This is a genomic window from Acetobacter cerevisiae (genome assembly GCF_001580535.1).
Taxonomy (GTDB): domain Bacteria; phylum Pseudomonadota; class Alphaproteobacteria; order Acetobacterales; family Acetobacteraceae; genus Acetobacter; species Acetobacter cerevisiae.
This window is the reverse complement of record NZ_LHZA01000157.1, coordinates 205,694-223,334: the sequence shown is the minus strand read 5'-3', so window position 1 is coordinate 223,334 and position 17,641 is coordinate 205,694. Positions and strand designations below refer to the sequence as shown.

Annotated in this window: 17 protein-coding genes and 1 pseudogene; 7 read left to right on the top strand and 11 right to left on the bottom strand. The window is 58.1% G+C overall.

The window, feature by feature from the left end:
- The first annotated feature begins 43 nt into the window (after positions 1-43).
- From queE to AD928_RS15390, 4 genes and pseudogenes are all read left to right on the top strand, one after another.
- Positions 44-688 carry a 7-carboxy-7-deazaguanine synthase gene (queE, locus tag AD928_RS14865; protein ID WP_062251107.1) on the top strand — a complete coding sequence of 215 codons (645 nt, stop codon included), beginning with the start codon at positions 44-46 and terminating at the stop codon, positions 686-688.
- Between the two features lie 3 nt (positions 689-691).
- The gene (gene queC, locus AD928_RS14860) at positions 692-1,420 is read left to right on the top strand and encodes a 7-cyano-7-deazaguanine synthase QueC (RefSeq protein WP_062251106.1); all 729 of its coding nucleotides are present in this window, start codon (positions 692-694) and stop codon (positions 1,418-1,420) included.
- Positions 1,413-1,937, top strand: coding sequence for a 6-pyruvoyl trahydropterin synthase family protein (locus tag AD928_RS13880; protein WP_062251105.1), 525 nt, complete (start codon positions 1,413-1,415; stop codon positions 1,935-1,937). The genes queC and AD928_RS13880 overlap by 8 nt, the downstream gene beginning before the upstream one ends.
- 334 nt (positions 1,938-2,271) lie before the next feature.
- Positions 2,272-3,665 (top strand): annotated as a pseudogene (locus AD928_RS15390) (carbohydrate porin).
- A gap of 56 nt (positions 3,666-3,721) precedes the next feature.
- Here AD928_RS15390 and AD928_RS13870 read toward each other — a convergent pair.
- Complete coding sequence (locus AD928_RS13870; protein WP_256441345.1) at positions 3,722-5,224, bottom strand: malate:quinone oxidoreductase; 1,503 nt, start codon at positions 5,222-5,224, stop codon at positions 3,722-3,724.
- Between the two features lie 254 nt (positions 5,225-5,478).
- Between AD928_RS13870 and AD928_RS13865 the strand changes: the two genes are divergently transcribed.
- The gene (locus tag AD928_RS13865) at positions 5,479-5,910 is read left to right on the top strand and encodes an OsmC family protein (protein ID WP_062140453.1); all 432 of its coding nucleotides are present in this window, start codon (positions 5,479-5,481) and stop codon (positions 5,908-5,910) included.
- A gap of 3 nt (positions 5,911-5,913) precedes the next feature.
- Here the strand turns inward: AD928_RS13865 and aroC are convergent, their stop codons facing one another.
- Together aroC and fabI are read right to left on the bottom strand one after the other, a co-directional pair.
- On the bottom strand, positions 5,914-6,984 hold the full coding sequence (aroC, locus tag AD928_RS13860; RefSeq protein WP_062251104.1) for a chorismate synthase: 1,071 nt from the start codon (positions 6,982-6,984) through the stop codon (positions 5,914-5,916).
- Positions 6,985-6,992: 8 nt separating this feature from the next.
- A complete protein-coding gene (gene fabI, locus AD928_RS13855) occupies positions 6,993-7,832 on the bottom strand; it encodes an enoyl-ACP reductase FabI (RefSeq protein ID WP_061509200.1) in 840 nt (279 codons plus the stop codon).
- A gap of 168 nt (positions 7,833-8,000) precedes the next feature.
- On the opposite strand from fabI, the gene pdxH reads away from it, so the two are divergent.
- Together pdxH and AD928_RS13845 are read left to right on the top strand one after the other, a co-directional pair.
- Positions 8,001-8,636, top strand: coding sequence for a pyridoxamine 5'-phosphate oxidase (pdxH, locus tag AD928_RS13850; RefSeq protein ID WP_062140451.1), 636 nt, complete (start codon positions 8,001-8,003; stop codon positions 8,634-8,636).
- Between the two features lie 63 nt (positions 8,637-8,699).
- On the top strand, positions 8,700-9,578 hold the full coding sequence (locus tag AD928_RS13845) for a universal stress protein (RefSeq protein WP_062251103.1): 879 nt from the start codon (positions 8,700-8,702) through the stop codon (positions 9,576-9,578).
- A 143-nt stretch (positions 9,579-9,721) separates the two neighbouring features.
- On the opposite strand, the gene AD928_RS13840 is transcribed toward AD928_RS13845, so the two are convergent.
- From AD928_RS13840 to AD928_RS13805, 8 genes are read right to left on the bottom strand one after another with little or no spacing between them, the layout of a single operon-like run.
- Positions 9,722-10,525: an MBL fold metallo-hydrolase gene (locus AD928_RS13840; RefSeq protein ID WP_062251102.1), complete on the bottom strand. Its 804-nt coding sequence runs from the start codon at positions 10,523-10,525 to the stop codon at positions 9,722-9,724.
- 17 nt (positions 10,526-10,542) lie between these two features.
- A complete protein-coding gene (locus AD928_RS13835) occupies positions 10,543-11,331 on the bottom strand; it encodes a TatD family hydrolase (protein WP_062251101.1) in 789 nt (262 codons plus the stop codon).
- A gap of 11 nt (positions 11,332-11,342) precedes the next feature.
- Positions 11,343-12,884, bottom strand: coding sequence for a methionine--tRNA ligase (metG, locus tag AD928_RS13830; RefSeq protein ID WP_062251100.1), 1,542 nt, complete (start codon positions 12,882-12,884; stop codon positions 11,343-11,345).
- Positions 12,881-13,846, bottom strand: a complete 966-nt coding sequence (locus AD928_RS13825) for a DNA polymerase III subunit delta' (protein WP_156470209.1) — start codon at positions 13,844-13,846, stop codon at positions 12,881-12,883. Before AD928_RS13825 ends, metG begins: the two co-directional genes overlap by 4 nt.
- Positions 13,833-14,471, bottom strand: a complete 639-nt coding sequence (gene tmk / locus AD928_RS13820; protein ID WP_061504854.1) for a dTMP kinase — start codon at positions 14,469-14,471, stop codon at positions 13,833-13,835. Before tmk ends, AD928_RS13825 begins: the two co-directional genes overlap by 14 nt.
- Before the next feature lie 3 nt (positions 14,472-14,474).
- Positions 14,475-15,692, bottom strand: a complete 1,218-nt coding sequence (locus AD928_RS13815; protein WP_062251098.1) for a D-alanyl-D-alanine carboxypeptidase family protein — start codon at positions 15,690-15,692, stop codon at positions 14,475-14,477.
- A gap of 8 nt (positions 15,693-15,700) precedes the next feature.
- Positions 15,701-16,582: a septal ring lytic transglycosylase RlpA family protein gene (locus tag AD928_RS13810; RefSeq protein WP_062251097.1), complete on the bottom strand. Its 882-nt coding sequence runs from the start codon at positions 16,580-16,582 to the stop codon at positions 15,701-15,703.
- Positions 16,579-17,583 (bottom strand): lytic murein transglycosylase, encoded by a 1,005-nt coding sequence (locus AD928_RS13805; protein WP_062251096.1) that lies wholly within the window; start codon positions 17,581-17,583, stop codon positions 16,579-16,581. The genes AD928_RS13810 and AD928_RS13805 overlap by 4 nt, the downstream gene beginning before the upstream one ends.
- Positions 17,584-17,641 lie beyond the last annotated feature (58 nt).

Here is a 17,641-nt window from a genome sequence, read left to right as displayed (position 1 = left end):
TGTCTCTTGCATTCCTTGCCTGATCTGCGTCAGGAGCTGTCGCATGTCTTATATGATCAAGGAAATGTTTCTCACCCTGCAGGGTGAGGGTGGACAGGCTGGGCGACCGGCCGTCTTCTGTCGTTTTGCAGGATGTAACCTGTGGTCTGGTCGGGAATCTGACCGGGCCGAGGCCATCTGTCAGTTCTGTGATACCGATTTTGTCGGCACGGATGGTGATGGCGGCGGCAAGTTTGAAACTGCCGAGAAGCTGGCCGAGACCATTGCCGGCCTCTGGCCCGTGTCTGGCAACGCCATGACGGTGCCGGGGCTGGTGGTTTTTACCGGTGGTGAACCGCTACTTCAGCTGGATGCGGCTCTGATTGACGCCATGCATGCCCGCAATTTCACCATTGCGGTGGAAAGCAATGGCACGCTGCACGCACCGGAGGGCATCGACTGGCTATGCATCAGCCCCAAAGAGGGCGCGGCACTGGCACAGACGAGCGGCACAGAACTCAAGCTGGTCTATCCGCAGCCGGGGCTTGATCCGGCCACACTGGAACATCTTGATTTCAAGCATTTCTGGCTCCAACCCATGGACGGGCCGAACCAGAACGACAATATACAGGCTGCCATCCGTTATTGTCTGGCCCACCCCAAATGGGGCCTTTCTTTACAGACCCACAAGCTGACCGGTATCCCCTGACCCATGTCCACTCCCGCACGTGCCTCTGATGAAGCTGCTCTGGTCCTGTTTTCCGGCGGCCAGGATTCCGCCACCTGTCTGGCATGGGCCCTCGCCCGCTTTGGACGAGTGGAAACGCTGGGGTTCGATTACGGGCAGCGCCATGCGGTGGAACTGGAATGTCGTGAGACCCTGCGAGACGGCCTGCGCGCCCAAAATCCGCTCTGGAAAGAACGGCTGGGCATGGACCACACCCTTGCTCTGGGAGCACTGGGCGATATTTCTGACACAGCCCTGACCCGCAATGCAGAAATCGCCATGGAAAAAGATGGTCTGCCCAATACCTTCGTGCCCGGTCGCAACATCATTTTCCTGACCTTTGCCGCAGCCCTCGCCGCCCGCCGCGGTATTCGCCACATTGTCACCGGCGTGTGCGAGACAGATTATTCCGGCTATCCCGACTGCCGGGATGACACCATTAAAGCCGTGCAGGTCGCACTGAACCTTGGCATGGACTCACGCTACGTGCTGCACACACCGCTGATGTGGATTGATAAAGCCGAAACCTGGAAACTGGCTGAAGACCTGGGCGGGGCTCCGCTTGTGTCCCTGATCAATGAGGCAAGCCACACCTGTTATCTGGGAGACCGCGGCACCCTGCACCCGTGGGGGCATGGCTGTGGAGAATGTCCCGCCTGCGCCCTGCGCCGCGCCGGGTGGGAAGAGTATGTAGCGGAGAAGACCAATGCCTGATCTGGTTTTTACCCGTCGCTTTTCCATGGGCCACCGGCTGATCCACGGAGCTAGTGAATCCTGTGCCCTGCCCCACGGGCACAATGAATTTGTAACTGTACGCCTCAGCCCCACGACCCGCGCACGGCTGGATGGAAAAGGCAATATGCCGGTCTCGTTCCAGCGGGCAAAAAGCACATGGCATCGCTTTGTGGATGAAAAACTGGATCACGCCTTGCAACTGGCGGAAGATGATCCCTTGCTGGCATGGTTCCAGTCCAACGAGCCTGCCCGGGCGCAGCGCATTGTCATCACACCGGGTGACCCGACAACGGAACTGATGGTCTGCCTGATGATGGCGAAACTCAGCGCCTTTTTGCGTGCAGATGGCGACGTGCTCCGTTGCACGGAGGTCTCGCTGCAGGAAACGCCGACCAATACCGTGACCTTCAGCGGCAACCCGGATGACATGATCCCGGCCGTTCGCCCGCGTGAGGCCTGCTGGTGGCACCGTGCGGATATGTCGATTTCCGACTGACGACTGAGCCGTCGTGCCGCATGGTTTTTGTTAACCAGTATCGGGGGCATCCAAACCCTTCCCACAAATTGCAGTCATCCACGGCGTAGGCCGGACGGATGAACACATTTTCTTGACCCTTACCTTTCTTCCTTCAATTCCAAAAAAATTGCATGAATAATTAAGAAAACCCATAAAAACAAAATAAATAGGCTGATTTTTGGAAAAACTCGCATACTCCTTCTGGAGTTTTCTTCATAAAATCCCGTTTTTCGATGTGATCTGGTCTCAACACGTCAAAAAATGGTCGTCAGCCCTTACGCTTTTTTTCGTCTTTTTCTTCTCTTTTCTCGTTTTGACTCCGGCCTATGCCCAGACAGATGATCAGGAGCTGAGGAACGAACCCGCTATCCGGGTTGATACGCCTTTGCCGGATAAAGGCTCTCCCCCCTCAACCGTACCTCCCTTTGCCCGGCCAGAAGCCGTATTCTCAGACCCGGGTGGCATGACAAGCTGGTTACGACGGCGCGGCATTGCCTTTCTGTTCGCCAACACTAATGAATTTGCAGGAGCCATCACCAAACCGGCCCGCGGCGAGAAATTTCGCACCTATCGGCAAGGGGCCAGTAATGCCGGGCAATATGCAGCCTCCCTGAATATCGACTGGGAAATGCTGGCCGGCCTGAAAGGGCTGGCCACGCATATGATTACGACCGGGCGTTATGGCACCACGGCAAACCGCATGTTTGGAGACTGGCTCAACCATAGCTCAGAAGATTATGGCGGGGCTGGGAACGTGGCCGTGCATCTCGTCATGCTCTATGCGGAAGAAAACCTGTTTGGTAACCGCCTTGCCATAGCGGGCGGCCGCATGGCCGAGCTTTCAGATTTTGCCGCCAGTGAGCTGTTCTGCAACTTCATGAACGGCAGCATCTGCGGACGCCCCAAGGAATTTCAGACAGTTCTTACTATCCAGGCTATCCCGCAGCCACGTGGGCCTTCCGCGTACGCGGGAGACCGACCCGTGATGTCTACGTGCAAACGGGCATCTATTTTGCGGAAGACGGCATTTATCAGGTGGCGCAGCACCGCACAGGCTTCAAATTCAACGGAGCCAATATCGTCGGCCATGTTGTGCCGGTTGAAGTCGGGTGGGAACCAAGAGCAGGACGGAGCCATAGCCTGCCCGGCCACTATAAAATTGGTGCCGCCTTGCAGGATGTATCGGTTGCGGACACCTACCGGGACACGAGTGGAAAACCCTATGTGTTGACGGGTGCCCAACCGGCACGACGCCAATATAGCTGGTCAAGCTGGCTCATGCTGTACCAGCAGCTTCTGCGCTATCGTAAAAGCCAGAAAAACTCAGGGATCACGGCTCTTGGTGGGCTGATCTATAATGACCCGCACACAGCTCTGCGAGATTATGAAATTTACGGCGCGCTGATTAACCGGGGTTTCTGGCGCAACCGCCCTTATGACACCATCGGGATTGCGTTCAGCTACACGCATATTGCCAAAAATGTGCAGAAAACCGAGGCACTTTTACAGAGCCAAAATCAGACCATGATCAACCACGCCACCGGCATCCAGCGGCATACCAGCGTTCTGGAAGTGAATTACGCCATCCATGTCATGCGCGGCGTCATCTTCCAGCCGGTTTTTGAATATTATTTCCGGCCCAATGGACAAGGCAATTTGCCTGACGCTGCCATGCTTGGCTTTAAAAGCCACATCGAAATTTTTTGAGGCCTCCCTCGCTGCGAACTTGTGCTTCATGGCCCGCAGCGAAGGGTTACAAAACTTCAGACGTCTGCCAGTTCCAGAACCTTCGTGGTTTTATCCCGCAGCTCAGCACACAGGTCCGGGTTATTCGCCAGCGTCTGACCATAAGACGGGATCATGGCTTTCAGTTTTGCGTCCCATTCCGGCAGCTTCTCGGCAAAACATTTTTTCAGCACGGTCAGCATGATGGGTGCTGCGGTGGAAGCCCCCGGAGACGCCCCAAGTAGAGCGGCGATTGAACCATCCTGACTGGAAATCACTTCCGTCCCAAACTGCAGAACCCCGCCCTTCTGAGCGTCTTTCTTGATAATCTGCACGCGCTGGCCAGCCACCACCAGTTCCCAGTCCTTGGACCGCGCGGTGGGGACAAAGTCCCGCAGGGCATTCATCCGTTCACTATTGGACTGCATGACCTGCTCAATCAGATATTTGGTCAGCGGCCAGTTATCCCGCGCAACGGACAGAATAGCCTTGATGTTATCAGGACGGATGGAGCGGGGCAGATCCATCAGAGACCCATGTTTGAGGAAACGGGTTGAGAAGCCCGCATACGGCCCAAACAGCAACGCGGGCTTGCCGTCAATCATGCGAGTGTCCAGATGCGGCACGGACATGGGCGGCGCACCAACAGAAGCCTTCCCGTACACCTTGGCCCGATGCTGCGCCACAATCTCCGGGTTCGTGCAGCGCAGGAACTGGCCACTGACCGGGAACCCGCCGACCCCTTTGGCTTCCGGGATACCCGTCTTCTGAAGCAGAGACAGCGCACCGCCCCCTGCCCCAATAAAGACAAAGCGAGCATTGACCGTACGCTGCGTATTGAGACGAAGATCCTGCACCAGAATCTGCCACCGCCCATCCGGTCCGCGCTTGATATTCAGCACATCATGTTTGGTATGCAGGGTGCAGCCGCCTGTTTCTGTCAGATAGCTGAACAGCAGGCGCGTCAGTGCGCCATAGTTCACATCCGTCCCGTTCAGGCTCCGCGTTACAGCCAGAGGCTGGCCCGGTGGCCGCGCCTGCATAACAAGCGGCATCCACTGCGCCATCTGCGCGGGATCTTCAGAATATTCCATGCCCGAGAACAGCGGGTGGGCGTTCAGGGCCTCATGGCGCTTACGCAGGAAGGCAACATTCGCTTCCCCCCAGACAAAGCTCATGTGCGGCACAGGCGTAATAAAATCACGCGGAGAGGCGATAATGTCGTTCTCAACCAGATGGGACCAGAACTGGCGGGAGATCTGGAACGCCTCATTCACCGCAACAGCTTTGCTGATATCCACGCTGCCATCGGCTTTCTGCGGCGTATAATTCAGCTCACACAGTGCTGAATGGCCGGTACCGGCATTATTCCACGCATCCGAACTTTCTTCCGCCACACTATCCAGACGCTCAAAAATGCTGATGCGCCAGTCCGGCTGTAACTGCCGGAGAAACACCCCAAGGGTGGCGCTCATCACGCCCCCACCAATCAGGGCGACATCAACGGATGAAGAAGGATCGGTCGTGGTGGAACTCATCATGGTCTCCGCATTATCAGCCCATTTCTTCCCATCGGAAGCAGGAGACGGGCAGAAGGTCTTTCCCGCATGCCGTGGTTCCCGCTCCGGTGCAAGAGCGGGCGTGAGGTAACCCGTGTGGTTATGCGCATATCCTATGCCACATTTTCAGTCCGCCACGGTTCTCATCTCTGCGAGAGCGGAGCAGCATTGCGTGAACTTAACGGCTGAGGCCGCGTTCTGTGCACTCTCCGCCCGACGAAGAAAAGGATGATATCATGGCTATCAAAAAACATGGCTTTGCCCACTGGGAAGGCACCATCAAAGAAGGGCGCGGCACTATTTCCACGGAAAGCCATGCCCTTGAAAACCAGCCTTACGGTTTTAATACGCGCTTTGAGGGTAAGCCGGGCACCAACCCGGAAGAGCTGCTGGGTGCTGCGCACGCAGCCTGTTTTTCCATGGCGCTCTCCCTCATTCTGGGAGATGCCGGTCTGACAGCAAAATCCATCGACACCACAGCCGAAGTAAGCCTGAACAAGGCCGCTGATGGATTTGAGATTGATGCGGTAGCCCTCAAGCTGGAAGCCGAAGTGCCGGGCGCAACACCCGAACAGTTTCAGGAACTGGCGAACAAAGCCAAGACTGGCTGCCCGGTTTCCAAACTCTTCAAAGCCAACATTACGCTGGACGCCAAACTGGTTGGCTAAGCTTTAGCCAACCTGTCCGCGATGCCGCAAAAGATGGTCTGCCAACACGCAGGCCATCATGGCTTCTCCTACGGGCACTGCACGAATCCCAACACACGGGTCGTGCCGTCCTTTGGTAATGACGTCTTTATTCTGACCATCACGCGTCACAGACGGCACCGGTGCGAGCATTGAGCTGGTCGGCTTGACCGCAAACCGCGCTACAACCGGCTGACCACTGGAAATACCACCCAGAATGCCGCCAGCATGGTTTGCACCAAAAGCAATCTGGCCATCCTGCATGGACAGCGGATCGGCATTCTCAAGGCCGGTCAGAGCGGCAGACGCAAACCCATCCCCAATTTCCACACCTTTGACGGCATTGATGCTCATCAGCGCAGCAGCCAGATCAGAATCCAGCTTGCCGTAAACCGGCGCGCCAAGACCGGGCGGAACGCCTTCCGCAACAACTTCAATCACCGCACCGATGGACAGCCCCGCCTTACGGATACCAGCCAGATACTCTTCCCATTCCGGCACGCAGGCCGCGTCCGGGCAGAAGAACGGATTACGGGTCACTTCATCCCAGTTCCAGCGGGAACGGTCGATTTTGTGCGGACCAAGCTGCACCAGAGCACCGCGAATACGCACGCCCTGCCCCAGCACCTGCCGCGCCACAGCACCTGCCGCCACCCTGCACGCCGTCTCACGCGCCGAAGAGCGTCCGCCACCACGATAATCACGGATGCCGTATTTCAGGTCATACGTCAGATCCGCATGACCGGGGCGATAAGTCTGAGCAATATCGCCGTAGTCACGGGACCGCTGGTCCGTGTTTTCGATCAGCAGGGAAATCGGGGTGCCCGTTGTCTGCCCTTCAAATACACCAGAGAGGATGCGCACGGCATCCGGCTCCTTACGCTGGGTGGTAAAGGCAGACTGACCGGGCCGGCGCTGATCCAGAAACGGCTGAATATCAGCCTCTGTCAGAGGCAGGCGGGGCGGACAACCATCCACTACACAGCCAATGGCCGGTCCATGGCTTTCACCCCAGGTGGTGACGCGAAAAAGATGGCCAAAGCTGTTGTAGGACACAGTAAACCTCAGTCGCCTGCTACAGAGATATCCGGAGCCGTGGGGTTTTTCATGCCCACAATGTTATAGCCGCAATCCACGTGATGAATTTCACCCGTCACGCCGGAAGACAGGTCAGAGAGCATATAAAGCCCTGCCCCACCCACTTCTTCCAACGCCACGTTGCGTTCCAGCGGTGCGTTATACTGGTTCCACTTCAGAATGTAGCGGAAATCGCCAATGCCGCTGGCAGCCAGCGTCTTGATGGGGCCAGCAGAAATACCGTTGACGCGAATACCATCACGCCCCAGATCTGCCGCCATGTAACGAACAGATGCTTCCAGAGCAGCCTTGGCAACACCCATCACATTGTAATGCGGCATTACGCGTTCAGCGCCCAGATAGGTCAGGGTCAGCAGAGAACCGCCATCCTTCATCAGGGCAGAGGCGCGCTGGGCCACTGCGGTAAAGGAGAAGCAGGAAATATCCATGGCCGTCAGGAAGGCCTCACGCGGGGTATCGACATACCGCCCACGCAGGAACTGCTTATCGGCCCAGCCAATAGCATGCACCACAAAGTCCAGCTTGCCCCACTTTTTCTCCAGCGTGGCAAACAGCTCATCCAGAGCGGCCTCATCCGTCACGTCACACGGCAGAACCAGAGAGGCCCCAATGCTTTCAGCCAGCGGCTTGACGCGCTTGCCCAGCGCTTCACCCTGATAGGTGAACGCCATCTCACCACCCTGAGCCGCAACCGCCTGTGCAATCCCCCAGGCAATGGAACGATCATTGGCAACACCCATTACCAGACCTTTTTTGCCCTGCATCAATGTTCCCTGGGCGGGCAATGTGGTGTTGTTGGAAGACATGCTGTGACCTCGACCTGTCTGTTGAGTGTGCTCTAAAAACTGTAGCGGTTGGTCGCATACCACAGCCTGCTAAACAAGACCAAAGCGCTTGCGTAACGCTTCAAACCATTCTTGCCTTTCGATACAAAGCGTGAAGAGCGGCTTTATTCGATGCTGAAAGAACAGGGTATGACTGAATCGACCTCCACTCCCTCCCCGGCCTCCTCGCCAGCGTTGATTGACCTTGCGGCCGATCCGTTCACTCTGTTTTCCGAATGGATGCAGGAGGCTGAAAAAACCGAACCCTCAGATCCAAACGCCATGGTCGTTGCCACCAGCACGCCGAATGGCCACCCTTCAGCCCGGATTGTGCTACTGAAGGGCATGGATCGTCGTGGGTTTGTTTTCTACACCAATCACGACAGCCGCAAGGGGAATGAACTGGCGGAAAATCCGCATGTCGCCTTGCTGTTTCACTGGAAGAGCCTGCGTCGGCAGATCCGGATTGAAGGCACGGTAACCCCGGTTACCGCGGAAGAAGCCGATGCCTATTTTGCGAGTCGGAGCCGTATCTCCCGCATGGGGGCTGTTGCGTCTGATCAGTCCCGCCCGCTGGCGGACCGCGCCATTTTTGAGCAGCGCCTGAAAGATGTGGAAGCCCGTTACGAGGGGCAGGATCTCATTCCGCGTCCGGAAAACTGGTCTGGCTACCGGGTGACACCGACCTGTTTTGAGTTCTGGCAGGAAAGACCCTACCGCCTGCATGATCGCGCAACATGGACGCGGGACGGAAACCACTGGAATGTCACGCGTTTATATCCATAACTCTTACGGAACAGGTCAACCGGTCGGCCAGCCCGATTCTTATCAACGCGGAGAACAAGAACAATGAAAGATGTCCGTAAAATCCTGCTCCCCATGGTCAGCACCTCCAATGGGGAAGCCGCGCTGATTCGGGGCTACAATTTTGCCCGCCGCTTTGGGGCGCATCTGGCTGTGTTGCATGTCCGCCCGGATGGCCGGGACATTGCACCGCTGGCCGGCGAAGGCCTGTCCGGCGCGATGGTGGAAGATCTGATGCGCACCGCCGAGCATGAAAGCTCACGCCATGCGCATGAAGTGCGTGCGCTGTTTGAACGCTTTGTGGCGGCGCACCCGGATATTGAAGTGATTTCTCCTCACTCGGTTTTCCCGTGGGACAAGCCGAGCATCAGCTTCAACATCATCAATGGTGCGGAAAGTGAGATTGTCCCCTCTCACGCCCGTCTGTCGGACTTCACACTGGTGCCGCATCCGGATTCAGGCGCGGAAGCCTCGTCTTCCGAAACGCTGCATGCGGTTCTGTTTGATAGTGGCCGCCCTGTTGTCATCGCGCCCCGCACGCCCCCCAAAGGCATGATTAAGCGCGTCTGCATTGGCTGGAACGGCACGGCTGAATCCTCTTCAGCCCTGCGTGGCGCTCTGGCATGGGCTCAGACGGCAGAAGCGGTGCGGGTTCTGCATTGTGAGGATTATCAGCGTCGCGGCCCCAAGGCGCGCGATGTGATCGACTATCTTTCTTTTCACGGTATTAAAGCCGACTCTGTCGATTTCCCGCCGGTAGACCGGGATGTCGGCAAGGGCCTGCTGGCAGCCTGCCACGATTTTGATGCGGATATGCTGGCCATGGGGGCTTATTCCCACTCCCGCCTCCGTCAGCTCATTCTGGGCGGCGTGACGCGTTATATTCTGGAACATGCCGATCTGACGGTGCTGATGAGCCGGTAAAATCGGCATTTCAGCAGGCTTCACAGCTACAGTAGATAAAAAAATATCCCCCGGACTGCATAAGAGTCCGGGGGATATTTTTATTCAGCGTTACCATTTTATAGCAGCCAGTCCCCTTACAGAACGCCGACCGCAAACGGTCCTCAGGCTTTTTCCGGGTCAGGCAGCGTAAAGCACAGGCCGTCGCAGGCAGCCTCTACCCCGTCCGGCAGATTGGCCTGCATCCACGCCCAGTCCATATCCGGCCCCAGATGGGTCAGAATCAGGCGGCGCGGCTGGATACGATCTTTCCATTCCAGCACCCGGTCCAGCCAGGCGTGGGCGCTATGCGGCTCCTTCTGGAAGCAATCGACAATCCACGTATCGACCCCGGCCAGCACCTCGAACGAGGCTTCAGGCAATTCCACAACATCTGTGCTGTAAGCAAAACCCCCGCAGCGCAGCCCCGATGACGGGATACGCCCGTGGCTCTGCTCAAACAGCGAGACCTTGTAGCCCCCCATCACCACCTCCCCATGCAACGGCACCGGATGTGCTTCAACCACGGCACGAAAGAAATGGGGCGGGGTCCAGGGCTGGAACACATAGTTAAAGCGCGTCTGGATTTCCTCCAGCACGGAGGGCGTGGCATAGGCCGTAATCGGCTGCTTCACCACGCGGTTGATGCCCCGCACCTCATCTAACCCCGCAATATGGTCGGCATGAGCGTGGGTGTAGAAAATGGATTTGAAGGCGCTAATCCCGTGCGTCAGCAACTGGGCACGGATATCCGGCCCGGTATCCACCAGAATTCCTTCCCCATCTTCCATCTGAATGAAAATCGAAGCGCGGGTACGGATATTCCGGGGTTCCTTCGGGTCACACTGCCCCCAGATGCCGTGGCCGTCTTCACCGCCAAGCATGGGCACACCGGCGGAGCCGCCGCACCCAAGAATTGTCACCTTCATACCGTCTGTCTTTCTGCTCAGACCGCCTTACGGAAGAGACGGAAAAAATTATCGGTCGTCATCTGTGTGAACTCAGCCAGATCCTGCCCACGCTCCTGCGCAAGGCAGGCTGCCGTATAGGCCACATAGGCCGGTTCATTCCGCTTTCCACGGCGCGGCACAGGAGCCAGATAGGGGGAGTCGGTTTCTACAAGAATACGGTCCGCCGGCAGGTCCCGCGCAACCTCGCGGTATTCACCGCATTTCGGGAAGGTCGCAATCCCGGAAAAGCTGACATAGCCGCCGAGCTCCACCACACACCGGGCCAGATCGACACTGGAAGCAAAGCAGTGCAGCAGGATGGGAAAGGCGCCTTTGGCTGATTCGTCCCGCAGAATCTGCGCCACATCCTCATCGGCCTGCCGGGCGTGGATAATAATGGGCACATTCAGCGCACGGGCGGCGCCAATATGCTGCCGGAAGCTCTCCTGCTGAAGCGGCCTGACTTCTTCCGCTCCGTGGAAATAATCCAGACCACTCTCGCCAATCCCAACGACATTCGGCGCATCTGCGATTGCGACAATCTCTTCCACGGATGGCACCGGCACTTCTTCAACATGGTCCGGATGCGTGCCAACCGTGCACCATACCCGCACATCCGGCGTATTGAACGTCGTCAAACGTTTCTGCTCATCGGCCCGAGCCAAACGGGTGCCGATGGTTACCATCCCGGCAACGCCGGCCTCTTTGGCCGCCGTCAGCAGAGCGGGCAGTTCTTCATCCGTGTAGTGATCCAGATGACAATGGGAGTCGATTAGGCCAGTCATACTCGTCTCATTCACGCAGGGTCAGCGGCTTCAACATAACGTGGGAAAATTCCCTGCGGCGCTGGCAGTTGACGGCCTCCCGGCAACGGCGTTTCCAGAGCCGCGAATGTGCGTTCCTCTTCCGTCACACCAAGCTGGGTCAGCATCCGGTCCATGCTCTGCGGCATGTAAGGCTGAAGCACGGCGGCAATTCCGCGCAGGGCATCCACCAGCACGCGCAGCACGTCGCTCATCCGTTCCGGGTCTGTCTTTTTGAGCGCCCACGGAGCCTGATGGTCGATATAGGCATTACAGGCGCGGATGACTTTCCACACATCTTCCAGCGCGTCCGTCAGGGCACACCGGTCCATCTGGCTGGCCATCAGTTCCGGCAGCACCGCCACATGGTTCAGAAGCTGTGTGTCCTCTTCTATCAGCGTGCGGCGTTCCGGCAGAACGCCCCCACAGTTGCGGGCCACCAGAGACAGCGTGCGCTGGGCCAGATTGCCCAGATCATTCGCCAGCTCGATATTATTCCGCATAATCAGAGACTTGCGAGAGAGATCGCTGTCACCACCAAAGGGCACTTCCCGCAGCAGGAAGAAGCGCACGGCATCCAGCCCGAACTCTTTCACCAGATCACGCGGATCGACCACATTACCCAGAGATTTGCTCATCTTCTGGCCTTCAACAGTCCACCAGCCGTTTGCAAAAATCTTCTTCGGCAGTTCAATCCCGGCAGCCATCAGGAAAGCCGGCCAGTAAATAGCATGGAAGCGCGCGATATCTTTCCCCACCAGGTGCTGGCTGGCAGGCCAGAAACGGGCCCGCGGGGCTGATGTATCAGGATAGTCCAGTGCGCTGAGATAGTTGGCCAGCGCGTCGAACCACACATACATCACATGCTTGTCGTCACCCGGCACCGGGATGCCCCAGTTAAAGCTGGTGCGGCTGATAGACAGATCCCGCAGCCCCTGCTTCACAAAGCTGACGATCTCCCGCTTCATGCCATGCGGGCCAAGGAAGTCCGGGTTTGCCTCATAATAGGCCAGCAGACGGTCCTGAAAATCAGACAGGCGGAAGAAGTAAGACGGCTCCTTCACCCACTCGACAGGCGCGCCGGTCGGGGCGACTTTCTGGCCATTCGGCCCGTCAATCAGTTCGTCTTCCCCGTAGAAGCATTCATCGCGCAGGGCATACCAGCCCTCATACGCCCCCAGATAAATGGCGTCATTCTCTGCCACTTTCTGCCACAGCGCCTGCGCACCCTTGATGTGGCGCGGCTCCGTGGTGCGGATATAATCATCGTAGGAAATGGCCATGGCGTCCGCCATGCTGCGGAAGTCATCAGACACCCGGTCGGCAAAGGCCTTGGGTTCCACGCCCGCAGCCTGCGCAGCCTGCTCCACTTTCTGGCCATGCTCATCAGTGCCGGTCAGAAAAAACACATCATCTCCGGCCAGACGATGGAACCGTGCCAGCACATCCGCAGCAATGGAGGTGTAGGCATGGCCAATGTGCGGCGCGCCGTTCACATAATAAATCGGGGTCGTGACGTAGAAAGGGCGGGTCATGCAATGCTCGCAATAGTCATGGCTTCGAGAAGTGTTTCCTGTTTATCGAGATTAAAGCGTTCCGTCTCGCTTTGAAGACGCATGATCGCTTCCCATGCGTCTGCCAGTGCAACGCACGCGGCATTTCCCTGCCGGGCCGCCTGACGTGCACGTTCCTGAAGAAAATCTGATAACAGACTGAAAAATAAATTAAAACCGCCATCCTTACGGAGAACGATTTCGGCAATTTCATAGCCTCGGCTGGCCGAAGTCCCGTTAAGGGTTTCTTCCACCAGACTGGCAATCTGACCATTCTGATCAGCCAGAAACGCCGCAGCGCGCCCTGGTGCACCGTGGGCTGCCGCCTGCACGCGGCTGATTTCCTCAGCAGAAGCCTCGGGCTGGATCGCCCGCAACACGGCCATCATGTCCATGCTGTCCAGCGGCTCCAGTTCCAGCCTGCGGCACCGGCTCCGAATGGTCGGCAACAGACGCCCCGGTGCAGAGCATGTCAGCAGCAGCACCGCCGCTGGGGGCGGTTCTTCCAGAATTTTCAGCAGCGCGTTAGCCGCACTGCGGTTGAGCCATTCTGCGCCATCCACAATTACAACGCGCCAGCCCCCTTCTGCTGCCGTACGACGCAGAAAGGCATTAATGGGCCGCACCTCATCCGCGACGATCTCACCGCGATAGCGCTGCTTTTTTTCATCAAAACTGCGGCTGACGACCAGAAGGTCCGCATGCGTGGCAGCAGAAATCCGCCGCCCTGCCGGACTTTCCGGCTCTTCTCCCCCCAGAATCATCCGGGCGAGACGGAAAGCAAAAGTCGCCTTACCAATCCCGGGCGCCCCAGTAATCAGCCAGGCATGCGGCAGACGCCCGCTTTCAAAAATCTTGCGAAACGCCTGCAGAGGCTCTGCATGCCCATGTAGGTGCAAGGAGGCCTGACGCGGGTCACTCTGCACCGGCTTAAGCCTGCGCAATATGAGAAAGAATATCTTTCACAATCAGACTGTTAATCTCTTCAGCTGAATGCGCATCCGTCTGCAGCCTGCGGATCCGCCCGGTATTCTGCCGGGCAATTTCCCGGAACCCGGCGCTGACCCGCGCATGAAACGCCTCGTCGGACTGCTCATATCGGTCCACCGGGGCACCACGCGCAGCAAGCCGCAACCGGGCTACGTCCCGTGGCGCTTCCAGAAGAAAGGTCACGTCCGGGTCACGCCCCAACTGGCTTTGCAGGCGGGAGATCATATCCAGCACATCCGGCTCACCTTCCGCCCGCCCATAACCCTGATAAGCCATGGTGGAATCTGTAAACCGGTCACAGATCACAATCTGCCCTTCGGCCAGTGCCGGGGTGATCATCTGATCCAGATGGTCGGCACGGGCCGCAAAATGCGTCAGGATTTCAGCCCGCAGGGAAAGCGGATTTTTGCCAAACAGCAAAAGCTGCCGCAAATCTTCCGCCCCGGGAGAGCCTCCCGGCTCCCGCGTGGTCAGAACATCATGCCCCAGAGAAGCCAGAGCGGAGTGCAGCAGGCGGAGCTGGGTGGATTTCCCCACCCCCTCGCTGCCTTCCAGTGTAACAAACAGACCCTTTGCCATGGCTCAGAGGTGCAGACGGCGCGCTGCACGCCCCAAAACACCCAGAGCCGGCACACTCTGACCGGCTACCACCGGCACCAGCGCCTGTCGGCCACCCGGCAGCATAACGGTCAACTGCCCCACTGGCTGCCCCTGCTGAATAGGAGCCGCCAGCGGCCCCTGATAATCCAGAGACAGATGGGTCCCGTTCCGCCAGCCGTGCGGCAGCATCATGGTGAAGTCCTGCGCAGCCACCAGCGGTACGGTCTGGCTTGTGCCCATCCAGACGGGAGCCTGTTCCAGAACATCGCCTTTGGAGACGATGGTCGCAGACTCGAAGTTTGCAAAGGCCCAGCCCATCAGGCGTTCACCCTCACGCGCACGGGCACCATCCGTCGGCAGACCGTTAATGGCCATGATGACGCGGTGACCGTCACGCTCAGACGACGCACACAGACCAAATCCGCCAGCATCCGTGTGGCCGGTCTTCAGGCCGTCAGCCAGCCCTTTAACAACCAGCGCGTTGCGGTTTGTCTGATGGATCTTGTTGAAGAAGAACTCTTTTTCCGAGAAATAATGGTAATATTCCGGGAAATCATGGATCAGCCGCAGAGCCAGATAGGCGACGTCACGGGCCGTCATGTAGTGGTTTTCCGCAGGCCAGCCCGTCGCGTTCATAAAGTGGGAATTGGTCAGCCCCAGCTTGCCGGCCATGTCATTCATCAGCGTGACAAACTGTTCTTCAGACCCGGAAATCCCTTCCGCCAGTACGATGCAGGCATCGTTGCCGGACTGAATGACCATGCCCTGAATAAGGTCCTGCACCGGGATGCTCTGCCCCAACGGCACGAACATGCGGGAACCCTGCATCCGCCAGGCGCGTTCGCTCACCGGCAGAGCCTGATCCAAGCGCAGGCGGCCAGCCTTAAGCATGCTGAACGTGACATAAGCCGTCATCATCTTGGTCAGAGAAGACGGAGGCATGCGTTCGTCCGCTGCTTTTTCAAGCAGGGTCGCGCCACTCTTATAGTCAATAATACACGCCCAGCGCGCCAGTGTATCCAGCGGGCCGACAGGCGTGGTCGCAGGTGTTTGCGCTACTCCATCAGGCTGAGGCGCCGCAGCGGCAGGAGCAACCGCATGCGGGTGCGCTCCCTTTGGCTTACGGGCAAAAGCAGTCAGAGAATAACTACCTGAGAGGAGGGCTGCGCCCCCTGCGAGAAGAAACCGTCGAGTTTGCACGTTCTTTCCTATTCGACGACGATATGAGATCCGGTCAAGCCATCAGCGAGTGCACGCTTCAAGGCCGCATCCGCGTCGCTTATAGTCGTAAAAGGTCCTTGTCGGACAGCCCACATCTTGCCTTGTGGTGTGAAAGAAGGCCAGACCGAGCCTCCATCCTGCGCGGCCAGCCTTGCTGCTGCCCCGCGCGCTGTAAAATCTGCCGTCTCAACCCAGAGCTGCGTCGCCTCAGGCTGCCCTTGCCGCCATTGCGCGGGAAGCTCCGGCAACTGGACGGCTGCTGGGGTCGTCATCTGTCCTGCGGGTGCAGTCTGCGGCTCTGCCTGAGCGGACACACCTGCATTTTGAAGGGTCGCAGCCGAACCATTAAGGTCCGTCTGCTTCACGGCTTCCCGCGGGGCGGTGTTAATCTGCAACATCGGGCCACCCGGCAGCACTTCCGCCAGCCGGCGACTGGTGACTTCATCCTCCACCACCCGGACCCGGGCAGGCTCTGCCCCCACCCCAAGCAGATCAGCCGCTTTGGGTGAAAGCCCCAGAACGCGACCGGCTTCCGCAGGACCACGATCATTCACGCGGATGGTAATTTCCCGCCCATTGTCCAGATTGATGACCGTCACAACTGCAGGCAGTTGCAGAGTAGGATGGCTTCCCGTCATGGAAAGCAGATTCCGCACTTCTCCATCCGTTGTCAGCGGCTGGTTGGATGCCACCTGACGCACGGCCAGCCCCTTAGCCTGATAGGAAAAATCCTCTCGGGGATACACCCATGCGCCTCCAGCCTGCCAGGCAGGACCGACCACATAATGCACATCAGGCTTTACCGCTGGCTGCTGCGGTCTGGAACAGGCCGCCATACCAACGCAACAGAGAAGAACGGCTTTTTTCACGCCACGGCACTACCCAGAAGACCAACACCAAGAGCATAAAAATCAGACGGGTTATACCGCCGGATGACATTGAAATTGTGGTACACCATATAGGCTTCACCCCCAACGCCATCAGGCCGGATAATGGCGCCGCTCAGCCCCATATGGGTAAAGTCACCGCCCGCTTGCGGTCGCACACCCTGCGTTGCCCAGTAGGAAACCGGACGCACGATTGTCCGCCCGATCTGCCCCTGATCAATGGAATCCGGCACATCGACAGCCTCGCCCCACGGCTGACCGGCAATCCAGTGGCATTTGGCCAGATAGTTGGCAATAGAGGCAAACACATCGCCTTCATTGGTCCAGATATCGCGCCGGCCACCGGCGGGGAAACTGGCCGCATACTGCTCATACGCACTGGGCATGAACTGCGGCTGCCCCATAGCCCCGGCGTAGCTCCCCAGCATGCCCGCAGGCGTAATATCGCCCTGCCCCAGAATAGTCAGCGCCTTGAACAGTTCCGTGCGGAAAAAGGCGGCCCGGCGTCCGTCATATGCCAGAGTCGCAAGCGCATCGACCACATGGAACGTGCCCATTTTGGTGCCGTAAGCAGATTCGAGCCCCCAGATGCCGGCAATCACACCGCGATCCACGCCATAAAGCTGGCTCACCTTGCCCAACAGCGCCTCGCGTTTGTTAACAGCCGCCTGCCCGTCTGAAATCTTTTTATCGGTAATCACCCGCGCCTTGTATTGCGCCCATGTCAGGGTGAATTCCGGCTGATGCCGGTCTGCCTTCAAAACCTTCGCGTTGGGTTCGGACGTTAACGCCAGCGCGTCGTCCACCACAGAAGCGGAAAGGCCTTTGCTAATGGCTTCCCGCCGCACACCGGCAAGAAACGCGGCATAGCTCCCCTGCTCAGCGGCAGAAGAGGAGGCGTGCGTCACTTTGCTTTTTGCAAAAGCCGGGGTCGCCACAGCGGCGGACACAGCCCCGCCCACAAGAAATCGTCTTCTCAGCATTCCGTATCAGCCCTGTTGTTACACGCATAAACCAGCGGGACAGGACGTCACTTTATCC

Excerpts from the sequence above, each read along its gene's own strand:
- AD928_RS13865 (WP_062140453.1), top strand. The coding sequence starts at position 5,479 with ATGGCTATCAAAAAACATGGCTTTGCCCACTGGGAAGGCACCATCAAA.
- pdxH (WP_062140451.1), top strand. The coding sequence starts at position 8,001 with ATGACTGAATCGACCTCCACTCCCTCCCCGGCCTCCTCGCCAGCGTTG.
- queE (WP_062251107.1), top strand. The coding sequence starts at position 44 with ATGTCTTATATGATCAAGGAAATGTTTCTCACCCTGCAGGGTGAGGGT.
- AD928_RS13835 (WP_062251101.1), bottom strand. The coding sequence starts at position 11,331 with ATGACTGGCCTAATCGACTCCCATTGTCATCTGGATCACTACACGGAT.
- AD928_RS13880 (WP_062251105.1), top strand. The coding sequence starts at position 1,413 with ATGCCTGATCTGGTTTTTACCCGTCGCTTTTCCATGGGCCACCGGCTG.
- metG (WP_062251100.1), bottom strand. The coding sequence starts at position 12,884 with ATGACCCGCCCTTTCTACGTCACGACCCCGATTTATTATGTGAACGGC.
- AD928_RS13805 (WP_062251096.1), bottom strand. The coding sequence starts at position 17,583 with ATGCTGAGAAGACGATTTCTTGTGGGCGGGGCTGTGTCCGCCGCTGTG.
- AD928_RS13845 (WP_062251103.1), top strand. The coding sequence starts at position 8,700 with ATGAAAGATGTCCGTAAAATCCTGCTCCCCATGGTCAGCACCTCCAAT.
- AD928_RS13840 (WP_062251102.1), bottom strand. The coding sequence starts at position 10,525 with ATGAAGGTGACAATTCTTGGGTGCGGCGGCTCCGCCGGTGTGCCCATG.
- fabI (WP_061509200.1), bottom strand. The coding sequence starts at position 7,832 with ATGTCTTCCAACAACACCACATTGCCCGCCCAGGGAACATTGATGCAG.
- AD928_RS13870 (WP_256441345.1), bottom strand. The coding sequence starts at position 5,224 with ATGATGAGTTCCACCACGACCGATCCTTCTTCATCCGTTGATGTCGCC.
- tmk (WP_061504854.1), bottom strand. The coding sequence starts at position 14,471 with ATGGCAAAGGGTCTGTTTGTTACACTGGAAGGCAGCGAGGGGGTGGGG.
- queC (WP_062251106.1), top strand. The coding sequence starts at position 692 with ATGTCCACTCCCGCACGTGCCTCTGATGAAGCTGCTCTGGTCCTGTTT.